This is a genomic window from Blautia sp. An81, assembly GCF_002161285.1.
In the GTDB taxonomy this organism is placed as follows: Bacteria; Bacillota; Clostridia; order Lachnospirales; family Lachnospiraceae; genus Blautia; species Blautia ornithocaccae.
Genome location: NZ_NFHH01000003.1, coordinates 1 through 11,758 on the forward strand (window position 1 = coordinate 1; position 11,758 = coordinate 11,758).

13 protein-coding genes and 1 pseudogene are annotated in these 11,758 nt (G+C 42.1%); 11 read left to right on the forward strand and 3 right to left on the reverse strand.

Annotation, left to right across the window (positions count from 1 at the left end):
• Positions 1-203: 203 nt before the first annotated feature.
• The 3 genes and pseudogenes from B5G33_RS03420 to B5G33_RS03430 form a co-directional block, all read left to right on the forward strand.
• Positions 204-560, forward strand: a pseudogene (locus tag B5G33_RS03420) (tyrosine-type recombinase/integrase); the annotation flags it as partial.
• A 99-nt stretch (positions 561-659) separates the two neighbouring features.
• The gene (locus B5G33_RS03425; protein WP_087416766.1) at positions 660-2,315 is read left to right on the forward strand and encodes a hypothetical protein; all 1,656 of its coding nucleotides are present in this window, start codon (positions 660-662) and stop codon (positions 2,313-2,315) included.
• Between the two features lie 177 nt (positions 2,316-2,492).
• Positions 2,493-2,957 carry a low molecular weight protein-tyrosine-phosphatase gene (locus tag B5G33_RS03430; protein WP_087416767.1) on the forward strand — a complete coding sequence of 155 codons (465 nt, stop codon included), beginning with the start codon at positions 2,493-2,495 and terminating at the stop codon, positions 2,955-2,957.
• 23 nt (positions 2,958-2,980) lie between these two features.
• On the opposite strand, the gene B5G33_RS03435 is transcribed toward B5G33_RS03430, so the two are convergent.
• Positions 2,981-3,676 carry a GDSL-type esterase/lipase family protein gene (locus B5G33_RS03435; protein ID WP_087271266.1) on the reverse strand — a complete coding sequence of 232 codons (696 nt, stop codon included), beginning with the start codon at positions 3,674-3,676 and terminating at the stop codon, positions 2,981-2,983.
• Between the two features lie 169 nt (positions 3,677-3,845).
• On the opposite strand from B5G33_RS03435, the gene B5G33_RS03440 reads away from it, so the two are divergent.
• A complete protein-coding gene (locus tag B5G33_RS03440; protein ID WP_087416768.1) occupies positions 3,846-4,517 on the forward strand; it encodes a Crp/Fnr family transcriptional regulator in 672 nt (223 codons plus the stop codon).
• 105 nt (positions 4,518-4,622) lie between these two features.
• On the opposite strand, the gene trxA is transcribed toward B5G33_RS03440, so the two are convergent.
• Positions 4,623-4,931 (reverse strand): thioredoxin, encoded by a 309-nt coding sequence (gene trxA, locus B5G33_RS03445; RefSeq protein WP_087271261.1) that lies wholly within the window; start codon positions 4,929-4,931, stop codon positions 4,623-4,625.
• Positions 4,932-5,072: 141 nt separating this feature from the next.
• Positions 5,073-5,945, reverse strand: coding sequence for an NAD(P)/FAD-dependent oxidoreductase (locus tag B5G33_RS03450; RefSeq protein WP_330396331.1), 873 nt, complete (start codon positions 5,943-5,945; stop codon positions 5,073-5,075).
• 164 nt (positions 5,946-6,109) lie between these two features.
• Between B5G33_RS03450 and B5G33_RS03455 the strand changes: the two genes are divergently transcribed.
• The 7 genes from B5G33_RS03455 (at position 6,110) to atpG (ending at position 11,743) form a co-directional block, all read left to right on the forward strand.
• Positions 6,110-6,850, forward strand: coding sequence for an SIR2 family NAD-dependent protein deacylase (locus tag B5G33_RS03455; protein ID WP_204247335.1), 741 nt, complete (start codon positions 6,110-6,112; stop codon positions 6,848-6,850).
• A gap of 510 nt (positions 6,851-7,360) precedes the next feature.
• On the forward strand, positions 7,361-8,026 hold the full coding sequence (locus B5G33_RS03460) for a F0F1 ATP synthase subunit A (protein ID WP_330396641.1): 666 nt from the start codon (positions 7,361-7,363) through the stop codon (positions 8,024-8,026).
• 63 nt (positions 8,027-8,089) lie between these two features.
• On the forward strand, positions 8,090-8,302 hold the full coding sequence (gene atpE / locus B5G33_RS03465) for an ATP synthase F0 subunit C (RefSeq protein WP_087271255.1): 213 nt from the start codon (positions 8,090-8,092) through the stop codon (positions 8,300-8,302).
• 47 nt (positions 8,303-8,349) lie between these two features.
• The gene (atpF, locus tag B5G33_RS03470; RefSeq protein ID WP_087271252.1) at positions 8,350-8,850 is read left to right on the forward strand and encodes a F0F1 ATP synthase subunit B; all 501 of its coding nucleotides are present in this window, start codon (positions 8,350-8,352) and stop codon (positions 8,848-8,850) included.
• Positions 8,831-9,334 carry an ATP synthase F1 subunit delta gene (gene atpH, locus B5G33_RS03475; protein WP_087416770.1) on the forward strand — a complete coding sequence of 168 codons (504 nt, stop codon included), beginning with the start codon at positions 8,831-8,833 and terminating at the stop codon, positions 9,332-9,334. Before atpF ends, atpH begins: the two co-directional genes overlap by 20 nt.
• 5 nt (positions 9,335-9,339) lie before the next feature.
• A complete protein-coding gene (gene atpA, locus B5G33_RS03480; protein ID WP_087271246.1) occupies positions 9,340-10,848 on the forward strand; it encodes a F0F1 ATP synthase subunit alpha in 1,509 nt (502 codons plus the stop codon).
• A gap of 4 nt (positions 10,849-10,852) precedes the next feature.
• Positions 10,853-11,743: an ATP synthase F1 subunit gamma gene (atpG, locus tag B5G33_RS03485; RefSeq protein WP_087271243.1), complete on the forward strand. Its 891-nt coding sequence runs from the start codon at positions 10,853-10,855 to the stop codon at positions 11,741-11,743.
• Positions 11,744-11,758: the final 15 nt, after the last annotated feature.

The following is an 11,758-nucleotide window of genomic DNA, read 5'->3' on the forward strand; positions in this document are numbered from 1 at the left end:
TAGTATGCCATAATTGACCTCCGAACAAAGTGCTATAGAGTACTATTATTATAACATATCAAAAAAATTTTTCCAATAAAAAAAGCCCCGAAAGGGCATTAAAAATTTGTTGTAAATAAGGGAAAAATCGAGGGGCGGAAGAAGAAACGAAAAAAGAGAAAAAAGAAACGCCGGAAATTTCCTAGTACTACGACGGAAAACGGGAATCCATAGACGGATATAGTGGATTTCTATTTTACGATGATAATGGAATGCCACTTGTTGCAATGCATTGGCAGCACCGCTTCAATCATATGGTCGGCAGATACAATGACATCTACCGGGTGCAGTTGCCAAATATCACGCCTCATGTATGCCGACATACCTATTGCTCCAATATGGCAAAATCGGGAATGAATCCAAAGACATTACAATACCTCATGGGGCATTCGGATATTAGCGTTACCATGAATGTGTACACGCATATTGGGTTTGATGATGCCGAGGAAGAATTGAAACGGATGGAAGAGTTTAGGAAGGCACAGGCGGAGGTTGAGCAGAAGATGTTTAAGGTGGTTTGATATGGAAATGGGATGACGCTCTGGTATAGACTGGGGCGTTATTTTTTGTGGAAAAAAGTAGGTTCAGAGGATATAATATAATCAGGGTGATTTAGGAAGATGGGAAAAGCGGTTTTGATTTCATATGAAAGGAATGGTTGTGAAATGTATTACGAGGAAAAAACAGCGGAGAAGCCAGAAAAATGGCCTGCGAATGCTCGTGAGCAGATTTTAGATACATTATGTGAATGTGTAGAAGAATTTAAGAAAAATCCGTCTTATAAGACAAGAGAAGTCCTTTTGTCTTTAACGTGTGAGCATGATTTGAATTTGAATGAGAATTCTGGATTGGTTCGTGTAACCGAGTATGAAGTTGGGATACTGAATTTTCTCTATTTAGTTGGTAATGCATATCAAATATCTTCATTAAAAACATATATATACAATATTATAACGCAGGTAACTAGATTACAGAAAATTACTTCTTGGTTTAATCCTGTGATTAATTGTGATGAAGAAAATACATATCGTGTAATACCATATGAACAGGGGCTTATGTTCCCACTGAGATTGTATCACATAGCGTATCAAAAGTTCACAATAGAAAAGAATAAGTCATTTGCAGAACAATTAATAGAAATTGTAGAGGAAACGTTAAAAAGCTGCCAAACGGAAGAAGAGATTGATACCTTGACTCATTCATATACATCTATGTTACTGGATATTAGTAATATGCATGGAAGTAAAAGAGAAAAGTTATGGGAATTTACAAGAGAAGAATTATACAAATTATTAGCAATAGAAGCAAAACTACTTAGAATGAATAAGCAGCCTGCAAACATTCGACCAGTTAAGGGTGTGCTTATGATGATGATAAGCAATTTCATTTTAAAATCGAGAAATGGGTATAACAATGATTATATTTGTAAATATCTGCCAATAGAAGTTGCAAAGAGTAGTATTAGTAATCATCAAATTTGGATGAAGAAAACAGAGCTGCTTAATGATGAGCGAGAGAAAAAAGTTATTCCAGAATTGTTTGAAGATATGTCATGGATTCATTATGACTGGATAAAAGACATTGATTTTTTTGAGACACGAAACTATTATGTGTCATGTTTCAGTAAGTCAATAAATAATAGCCATATGCAAGACGGTTATGGAGAATGTTTGTATGGATATAAAAATGATAGAATTGTGGACCTGATTGGACCTATTGGATTATATACATTGACAAAAAAGGCTGACGCTGACGCAGATTTGCCAGATACTATGAAAAGACCATATATAGCTCAAGTAATAACATTTGATGTTTTATATGATATTGAAGAAGCAAAGACGGAATTACAATACTTATTTAGCGTTATAGACATGTTTGATTTATCTGACAATAATAAGAAAATGTTTTTACAGGAGATATTGCAATATTGGATTCTTTCTGTTAAAGATAGCAAATGGAAAGCTGAAAGAGAAAGAAGATATGTTATTTTTTTATATGACGATTATGAATATATTGAAACAGAATTGGATGATACATTCTTGAAAGTTAAAACATCACTTTTTATTACGCCTGATTTTATTATAGGGAAAAATCCTAGCAAATGGGAAATAATGCGACAACTTGCGGCAAAAAGAAAAGCATTGTTTAGTAAAGAATATCTGTTTTGTGAAAATTGTTTAATGCAAGATCATGATGTGGCAATACATGAGAAACCAGAAAAATGTCCGATATGTGGTTCTAAAAATATAAGGATGATATATCACGAGAATGCTTAGTAGTAGGAATTTTCCTTTTACTACCAATTTTACTACTAACAGGTAGTAACAACATGCTCAACCTTGCTCTGATTTGCCACAATCACACATTTCAGAGCAAAATCAAACCAACAACAAAATTCCCGGAAACCCTTGCAAAACAGGGCATTCCGGGGCAAAACAAGGAGAAACAAAACTATGATTAAAGTACTTTTCGTATGCCACGGCAACATCTGCCGCAGCACCATGGCTCAATTTGTTTTTCAGGATATGATTAATAAGGCCGGCTTGTCCGACCTGTTTTATATTGATTCCGCAGCTACCAGTACAGAAGAAATCGGCAATCCCCCTCATTACGGAACAGTCAGGAAAATGCGGGAGACAGGAATACCGGTGCTGCCTCACAAGGCAGTTCAGATGAAAAAATCAGACTATGAGAAATATGATTTTCTTCTGGGAATGGATGAGTGGAATATACGGAATATGAACCGGATCGTGAAAAAAGATCCGGTTCATAAAATCCATATGCTCCTGGATTTTTCTAAACATCCAAGAGCTATTGCTGACCCCTGGTATACCGGGAATTTTGACGTGACCTATGATGATATTCTGGAAGGCTGTCAGGCCTTCCTGGAATATCTGAGAAAAGAAGGAAGGATATAGGCAGATTTAGCTGAAAAGAAGAGTCAGTCTTTTATGGCTTCATAGACCTGCCGGGCAATGAATTCTGCACCTTCAGCGCAGGGATGGACGCCATCCTCCCGGAAAAATTCCGGGTGGCTGCTGGTGGCCTGATGGATATCGATTAGCGGCAGGTTCAGCTCCTGAGCCAGATTTCGGATCAGTTCTGTGATCAGATCCACGGTTTCAGCTGAAATGTCATAATCGTTATCCGGAAGCTCAGGATCTGTGTTTTGAGGAAAGACTGTAGCCGGCGTCATAAGATAAAGCTGAGGACTGCTTTCAAGTTCCTGATAATAGCGGATTATTTCACGATAATCAGAAAGAAAGGCTTCCGGGTCTTTCCAGTTCTGAGGTTTTGCATCGTTGGTGCCCAGCATCAACAGGACAATATCCGGGGCAAAATCGAGACTTTTCTGGAAGTTTTCATTTTCCCAATAGGGATAGTCTCCGGATTTTTGCAGAGTATAGCCGCTGGCTCCGAAATTTTTTACCTGGTAGAGGGAGCCCAGAAATTTCTGGAGCTTGGCAGGATAAGAGTTTCTTGAGATGTTCGAAATGCCGGCGCCATAAGTGATACTGTCTCCCACGCAGGCGATCCGAAGGGACTGGCGCCGCTGAAGGCAGAGGATGAGTATGGGAGTCAGAATACATACAAAAAGGGCGGAAAGGAAAATCATAAGTCTGTTTTTTTGTTTCATAAAGCTGCAGTGCTCCTTTTCTGTTTTTTCAGGTTTAAAGCCTATGTGTTTCCCTACATTGTTTCTTACAAAACAGGCAGGGAGCTAAAACGAACTTACCTCCGTGTATGCGGAGAGTATATAATTATTGTAAAAGACTTAAAAATAAATTACAAGGCAGGATAGAAAAATGTCAGAAGAAATTAAGGAAATTTTAGAGGGACTTCCTTTTTGGGAGCATCTGGAAAAAGAAGAGAGAGAGCTTTTGGAGAGGGAATCCAGGAAAGTTTTTTACCCCGCAGGAGCCAGTGTTTATTCCGGAGCAAGGGAATGTCTGGGGGAGATTTTTATCCAGAAAGGTATTCTGAGGACGTATCTGCTTTCCGACGAGGGCAAGGAAGTCACTATGTACCGGCTGCGTCAGGGAGATGCCTGTGTGCTGACAGCTTCCTGTATCCTTCCCGCCATTACCTTTGATGTGGAGATTGAGGCGCAGACAGATGTGGAGGCTTTGCTGATTCCAGTGGGGACCTTATCAAAGATTACGAAGAAGAATGTGTATGCAGAGAACTTTGTTTATAAAGAAGCAGCCAAACGTTTTTCCGATGTAGTAGAGGCCCTGCAGCAGATTATGTTTCTCAGCCTTACCCAGAGGGTTGCTGCCTTTCTTCTGGATGAATCGGCTAAGAATCATTCTCAGTTGATATCTGTGACCCATGAAGAACTGGCAAGGCAGATTGGAAGCGCCAGGGAGGCAGTGAGCAGGATTCTGAAGCAGATGGCCAAAAAGGGATATATCACTTTGACCAGAGGTGAAGTGAAATTAGAAAATAAAGAAGAAATGTACAAGCTTCTGAACTAAGAAGAGATTTGTCAGATTTGTATAAAATACCCTCTGCCCAGAGAAGCCGGCTCTGTCAGCAGAGGGTATTTATCTTGTATAGTATGCAAAGTAGTAGGCTGCCTATTATTTCAGCATGGCTTCCAGCTGGTTCTTGGGAACTACACCTACAGATTTTTCAGCAGCCTTTCCGTTTTTAAATACGATTACAGTAGGAATGCTCATTACACCGAACTGGGCTGCCAGACTGGGGGATCTGTCTACGTCGATCTTGCCTACTTTATAGGCGCCGTTGGCTTCTTCGGCCAGCTCTTCAATGACAGGGGCCAGCATCTTGCAGGGCATGCACCAGGTTGCCCAGAAATCGATCATTACCGGTACATCAGAATTAAGAACTTCCTGCTCAAAATTATCCATTGTTATTTCCATTGCCATAAAATCATCTCTCCTTTTTGTTTTCCCCTGGCCTGTTGTTTTGTTTTTTACTGAACTAGCCTGAGGTATAATTTCAGTTTCACATGCTATGAATACTGAATATGAATCCAGTATAATACATTTTCTGTAAAATGTCTGTGATTAAATCACATTTTTTAAATACTTTACTGCTTTAGTTCCTGCCAGGGCCCCTTCATATACGGCTTTTGCAATCTGGAGCATGCCGCCGGTACAGTCTCCTGCGGCGTAAAGACCGGGGAGGGGAGTGCTGGTGTCCGGCTCTATGAGGATATGATTGTTTTCAATGACCAGCCCCAGTTTCCGAGCGATATCTGTACTGTCAGCTGTTCCAAGAGCCACAAAGAGGCCAGAGACAGGCAGCCTGGAACCATCCTCCAGTTCTACATAGGAGAGGGTCCCTTCTCCACCGGCAGAGAGGAGTTTTTTGGTTTCTACTGGAATATCTCCGGGAGTTTCCCCCTGGAAATCTGCTTCTATTCCATTGGTAAGAATGGTAACCTTCGCGGCCAATGGCTCCAGGACTTTGGCTTCGTGAAGGGCGTAGGGACCGTTTCCCAGAACAGCCACTTCTTTTCCCCTGTAGAAGAACCCGTCGCAGATGGCGCAGTAGCTGATGCCGCTGCCTTCATATTTTTTCAGTTCTTTTAGAGCTAAGGTATTTCGTTTGGCTCCTGTGGCCAGGACCAGGGCTTTGCTGTGATAAGTATGCTCTGTGGTATGAACGGTGTAGTCTCCGTCATATTCTACGGCCAGCAGTTCTTCTTCCATGACAGGGACCTGAAAAGATTTCAGCTGTTCCAGCCCGTTCTGATACAGTTCTGCTCCTGAGACCGGCTGGGGAAGACCATAATAGTTTTCGATTTTTACGGCTTTTTCCAGGGCGCCGCCCCCTTTATGAAGAACAAGAGGGGTGATGCCGGAGCGGACGGCGTAGAGGGCTGCAGATACACCTGCAGGCCCTGCCCCTGCGATGATCAGTTTTTCCATTTCCATAGGTTAAAACCTCCTAAAGTATTGGCTTTTGTATCATTCTATCATACCCCGGCTGAAATTCCCAGAAAATACATGAGACAAGGGGAGAAACAGGGGAAAACTCTTTATAATGTTATGAAAAAATGGTAAAATAGGTGCAAGTAAATGATGGAAGGGGTGTTTCTATGGATATTCTGGAAAAGAAGATAGAGCTGTTGAAAAAAGTCATAAATGAGAGCAGTTATACGGTAATGCTGGGTGGCTCTGGCATGATGAAGGAAGGCGGCTATCAGGGACTGAAATCGGCTGAGCAGGCCTATGAGACGGAGAAAAAGTACGGATTATCTCCGGAGGATATTTTTACCACAGTATTTTATAATAACCGGACAGAACAGTTCTTTAATTTTTACCGGACAGAGATACTGGGAAATATTCCCCAGATAACAGAGTCTGCCTATGTGGCAGCCAGGATGGAAGCAGCAGGAAAACTTCAGTGCATCATTGACAGCAATGTTTACGACCTGCCCCAGAGAGGCGGCTGTAAGAATGTGATTTCTATCCATGGTTCCATATATCATAACCAATGCCCCCACTGCGGAAGGCAGTATTCTATGGAGTATATCCGGGATTCTGAAAAGATTCCCAGATGTGAGAACTGCGGACGGGTAATCCGGCCAGGCGTCACACTTTATGGAGAGATGCTGGACAGCCTGGTCATGTCAGAGGCTACCAGGCAGGTAGAACAGGCAGAGGTGCTCATGCTTATGGGGACCAGCATGGAGTCGGAAGTTTTTTCAAAATATATTCGGTATTTTGAAGGAAAGAAGCTGGTGATCATACATAGCGAAGAACATTTTATGGATGAAAAAGCAGATCTGGTCATTATCGATGAGCCGAAAAACGTACTTCCAAGGCTGGGATTCTGAGTCCTTCAGCATACAGGAGAGGGGCGGACTCTCTGTACAATGGAGATAAGTAAAGCTTTTACTAGAAAACAAAGGGAAAAGGTGTTTTGGATTATACAATAAAAGCACCTTTTCTTTTTTTGATGTAAGGCATTATAGTGAAAAGTTATGAAAATTTTTGAAGAAAATGATAAAAAAGTGGCAGATTGCAAGTGGTAGAACCAGTACCTACCAATCGGTATAAAAAAAACACGAGAATTTCATCCAAAAACTTTGGGAAAGATGGAAAAAGTACAAGTGTTTTTGACAAAATTTTTCCCTTTTTGAATTTTGAAAAATGAAAAAAGGAATGATTGACAAAAAAATTTTTTAGCAGTAATGTAACTAATAATTAAATAAGAAGAAACAGCAGAGAAAAGTTTCTTTTATTTAATTATGAAAAGTGTATAAGAGAAAATTAAAGAAAGGAGAAAGTCAAAAATCCACTGATACAGAAAGGGAGGATGTCTTACGAACAGCATTGCTGAAAGGATTACGGAAGAGCTGAACTGCGAAACCGTATTTACCATTCCCATCTTAGGCGGCATCCCGGTTAATGAATCTGTAGTCGTTACGTGGATCATAATGGCTGTACTGACAATTCTGTCGGTAATCCTTGTAAGAAATCTCAAAGTGGAGAAACCCGGTAAGATTCAGCTTGCACTGGAGTCTTTTATCGGGTTTTTGAATGATTTCTTTATGGATACCATCGGAAAAGACGGAAAGCCGTATGTCCCGTATCTGATCTCAGTAGCCCTTTATATAGGCGCAGCCAACTTAATTGGGCTTTTCGGATTTAAACCGCCTACGAAGGACCTGAATGTAACGGCAGCCCTGGCGATCATGAGTCTTGTGCTCATTTATTATTCCGGATTGCGGAAAAAAGGCCTGAAAAAATTCTTTTTGGGATTTGCAGAGCCTATGCCTATCATCGCGCCCATTAATATAATGGAGATTGCGATCCGTCCTGTTTCCCTGTGCATGCGGCTTTTTGGAAACGTGATCGGAGCATTTGTAATCATGGAATTATTAAAGATGTTGATGCCGGCGATCTTGCCCATCCCATTCAGTTTGTATTTTGATGTTTTTGACGGTCTGATCCAGACCTATGTTTTTGTCTTTCTGACATCGCTTTTTATGAAAGAACAGATGGAATAAAGATTAAAAAATCAAATTTAGTTTTATTATCAATTAAGTTTAGAAGAAAAGGAGAAATGAATTATGTCAGCAGCAATCGGAGCAGCTATTGCAGTATTAACAGGTATCGGAGCAGGTTTTGGTATTGGTCTCGCAACTTCCAAAGCAGTAGAGGCAGTGGCAAGACAGCCTGAAGCAGCAAACAAGATCAGTACAGCTCTTCTTTTAGGATGTGCTCTTGCAGAGGCAACAGCTATCTACGGTTTCGTTATCGCTCTGCTGATCTTATTCTTATAATCAGCTGATCATCAAATTATTGAAAAGAAAGGCAGGTACAAAAAAAGATGTTAAATCTTGGTTGGAGCCTTGTCTGGACGATTATAAACCTGATAATTTTTTATCTTTTGATGAAGCGTTTCCTTGTGGGTCCGGTCCTGGGGATCATGGAAAAGAGAAAAAACCTTATTGCTCAGGAACTGGAAAACGCAAAGGCGGCCCAGGAAAAGGCAGAGGAATTAAAAGGACATTATGAAGGCGCTTTGGCAGGGGCAAAAGAAGAGTCAGCCCAGATTATTGAAGCAGCCAGAGCAGATGCCAAAAGCGAGAGTGAGCGTATGGTGAAAGAAGCAAATCTGGAAGCAGCAAAAATTATTGAAAATGCCAGAGTTACTGCAGAGCAGGAAAAAGAAAATGCTCTTCAGGGCGCTAAGTCAGAGATTGCCGGTCTGGCCCTGGAGGCTGCCAGAAAACTTCTTTCTGAAGGAAGCACAGAGAAAGGCAACAGTATGCTCTATGATGAGTTTTTAGCTAAAGCAGGTGATGGAAATGACACAGACGTCCATTAATTACGGTAAAGTTCTCTATGAACTTTCCATTCCAAAAGAAGCAGTGGAAGTTTCCCGCAGGATTCTGGAAGAAGTAGGGGAGCTGTCTGTTGTTCTGGAAAGTCCGGTAGTTACCCTGGCAGAAAAAGAAAGGGTAATTGAAAGGATTTTTCCCCAGGAGATGAAGAATTTTCTCTGTATAGTCTGCAAATATGCACATGCCTCGCTTCTGCCGGAAATTTTTCAGGCATATCAGGATTACTATAACGAACAGCATAAGATTTTGACAGCGGACCTGTACTGTGTGTCTGCTCCTTCAGAAGCACAGCTGGAGGGAATCCGGAAATTCCTTCTGGACAGATACCATACTCAGGACGCTGAAATACGAATTATAAAGGATGAAAGTCTGGTAGGGGGATTTCTGATAAGAACCCATGACCAGGAATTTGATTACAGCTTAAAAGGCCGTATCAACGCATTACAACAAAAATTGATCTGGAGGTGAACGGTTTGAGTTCAATCAATTCAGAAGAGATCATTTCTATTCTGAAAGAAGAAATAGAAAATTTCGATATGACAGCAGGTGTCCGGGAAGTCGGAAACGTGATCTGGGTTGGTGACGGAATCGCAACTGTTTACGGGATTGACCATGCCATGTACGGTGAGATCGTAACATTTGAAAACGGTGTCAAAGGAATGGTGCAGGATATCAAAAGAAATGAGATCGGCGTTATTATTTTCGGAAAGGATACTGGTATCCGTGAGGGTACAAAAGTTGCCCGCACGGAAAAGAGAGCCGGTATTCCCGTAGGCGAAGGCTATATCGGAAGAGTCGTGGATGCTCTGGGAGCTCCTATCGACGGAAAAGGAGAAATCCAGGCTGAAGATTATCGTCCAATTGAAAATGAAGCGCCTGGTATCATTGACCGTAAATCGGTATCAGTACCCCTGGAGACCGGTATTCTGGCTATCGACTCCATGTTCCCTATCGGAAGGGGCCAGCGTGAGCTGATCATCGGAGACCGTCAGACAGGTAAGACATCTATTGCCACAGACACGATCCTGAACCAGAAAGGAAAAGGTGTGATCTGTATTTATGTGGCAATCGGACAGAAAGCTTCCACCGTGGCGAAACTGGTGGGAACTCTTGAAAAACATGGGGCTATGGAATATACTACCGTATTTTCAGCAACAGCCAGTGACTGTGCGCCTCTTCAGTATATTGTGCCTTACGCAGGAACCGCTCTTGCAGAGTATTTCATGTACCAGGGCAAAGATGTACTGATCGTATATGATGACCTGTCAAAGCATGCAGTTGCCTACCGTGCTCTGTCTCTCCTCCTGGAGCGTTCTCCCGGACGTGAGGCTTATCCCGGTGATGTATTTTATCTCCACTCCAGATTGCTGGAGCGTTCCAGCCGGCTGAGTGAAGAAGCAGGGGGAGGTTCCATTACGGCGCTGCCTATTATTGAGACCCAGGCAGGAGATGTTTCTGCCTATATTCCTACGAATGTTATTTCTATTACAGACGGTCAGATTTTCCTGGAAACAGATTTGTTTATGTCAGGTGTCCGTCCTGCTGTAAATGTAGGACTTTCTGTATCCCGTGTAGGTGGAGCAGCCCAGACAAAGGCTATGAAAAAAGCATCTGGAAGCATGCGTATCGATCTGGCTCAGTATCGTGAGATGGAAGTCTTTACACAGTTTTCTTCTGATCTGGACGAGTCTACCAAGGCCCAGCTGGATTATGGAAAATGCATTATGGAACTTTTAAAACAGCCCCTGTGCAGACCCCTGTCTTCTTCTGAACAGGTAATCACACTTTGGGTTGCTACCCATAAGGTTATGACAGGAGTTCCTGTAAAAGATGTAAAAGCATTCCAGATGGATATGCTGGCCTACTTTGAGAAGGAGCATCCTGAAATCTGCAGGGAGATCGAGGAGAAGAAAGTTCTTTCAGATGAATTAGGAGAGCAGATTCTCAAGGCAGCAGAGGAATTTAAGAACAAGAACAGGTGATGAGATGGCAAGCGCAAAAGAAATTCAAAGCCGTATAAAAAGTATTCAGGATACAATGAAGATCACCAATGCCATGTACATGATCTCTTCTTCTAAGATGAAGAAAGCAAAACAGGTACTGGCAGATACAGAGCCTTATTTCTATGCTCTCCAGTCTGCGATCAGCCGTGTCCTCCGTCATGTGCCGGATATAGAGCACAAGTATTTTGATGAGCGGCCTCAGATCAGTGCAGAGGATAGAAAAGTGGGGTATATTGTAGTTACTGCAGACAAAGGTCTGGCAGGAGCTTATAACCATAATATCTTCAAGCTGGCTGAGGAACAGATTGCAAAGAATCCTCATACAGAGCTTTTTGTCCTGGGAGAAGTGGGAAGACGGTATTTTGCTCAAAAGCATATGGATGTGGATACAACCTTTCGCTATACCGTGCAGAAACCTACCAGACACCGGGCGAGAGTTATTGCAGAAAAGATGATCGCTATGTATCTGGATGGAGAGCTGGATGAAGTCCATATTGTATATACCCGTATGGTCAATGCGGCTACTATGGTGGCAGAGAGCAGTCAGCTCCTGCCTCTGAAAAAGGCAGCTTTCAACCCTCAGGCACAGCTTCTGGTAGATATACATCAGGAAGAGATTGAAATGGTCCCTTCGGCCCATGAGGTGTTGAACAGTATTGTACCGAACTATCTGAAAGGGTTCATTTACTGCTGTCTGGTAGAATCTTATGCCAGCGAGCATAATTCCCGTATGATGGCTATGGATGCTGCCACTACCAGTGCCAAGGATATGTTGAAGGATCTTTCCATTAAACTGAATCGTGTGCGTCAGGCCGCTATTACTCAGGAGATTACAGAGATTATCGGCGGAGCCAAGGCGCAGAAAAAGAAATAACAGAAGAAAGGAAGG

Coding starts and splice junctions, on each gene's coding strand:
- B5G33_RS03425 (WP_087416766.1), top strand. CDS start 660: ATGGGAAAAGCGGTTTTGATTTCATATGAAAGGAATGGTTGTGAAATG.
- B5G33_RS03430 (WP_087416767.1), top strand. CDS start 2,493: ATGATTAAAGTACTTTTCGTATGCCACGGCAACATCTGCCGCAGCACC.
- B5G33_RS03435 (WP_087271266.1), bottom strand. CDS start 3,676: ATGAAACAAAAAAACAGACTTATGATTTTCCTTTCCGCCCTTTTTGTA.
- B5G33_RS03440 (WP_087416768.1), top strand. CDS start 3,846: ATGTCAGAAGAAATTAAGGAAATTTTAGAGGGACTTCCTTTTTGGGAG.
- trxA (WP_087271261.1), bottom strand. CDS start 4,931: ATGGCAATGGAAATAACAATGGATAATTTTGAGCAGGAAGTTCTTAAT.
- B5G33_RS03450 (WP_330396331.1), bottom strand. CDS start 5,945: ATGGAAATGGAAAAACTGATCATCGCAGGGGCAGGGCCTGCAGGTGTA.
- B5G33_RS03455 (WP_204247335.1), top strand. CDS start 6,110: ATGGATATTCTGGAAAAGAAGATAGAGCTGTTGAAAAAAGTCATAAAT.
- atpE (WP_087271255.1), top strand. CDS start 8,090: ATGTCAGCAGCAATCGGAGCAGCTATTGCAGTATTAACAGGTATCGGA.
- atpF (WP_087271252.1), top strand. CDS start 8,350: ATGTTAAATCTTGGTTGGAGCCTTGTCTGGACGATTATAAACCTGATA.
- atpH (WP_087416770.1), top strand. CDS start 8,831: ATGACACAGACGTCCATTAATTACGGTAAAGTTCTCTATGAACTTTCC.
- atpG (WP_087271243.1), top strand. CDS start 10,853: ATGGCAAGCGCAAAAGAAATTCAAAGCCGTATAAAAAGTATTCAGGAT.